Annotated in this window: 1 protein-coding gene; it reads left to right on the top strand. The window is 66.8% G+C overall.

Annotated elements, in window-relative coordinates:
• Positions 1-232 (top strand): AMP-binding protein (locus HX846_RS38605; RefSeq protein ID WP_178967626.1); only part of this gene is annotated, 232 nt, incomplete at both ends.

The raw sequence follows: 232 nt of genomic DNA, 5'->3' as shown, positions 1-232 counted from the left end.
CTGCTGGCGATTCTCAAGGCGGGCGCGGCCTACGTCCCGGTAGACCCGGCCTATCCGGCCGAGCGCATCGCTTACCTGCTGCAAGACAGCGCACCGGTCGCGGTCCTGGCCGAAGAGAGCACCCGTGGCGTGCTCGGTGATATCGCCATCGTCGATCTGCATGGCGCCTATCCCGACGGCACCAATCCCCACGTCGCCAGCCTGACCCCGGCGAACCTCGCCTATGTGATCT

The organism is Pseudomonas sp. K5002 (genome assembly GCF_013386655.1).
Taxonomy (GTDB): domain Bacteria; phylum Pseudomonadota; class Gammaproteobacteria; order Pseudomonadales; family Pseudomonadaceae; genus Aquipseudomonas.
Note: the sequence above shows the minus strand (reverse complement) of the source record. Positions and strands in the feature narration are given on the sequence as shown.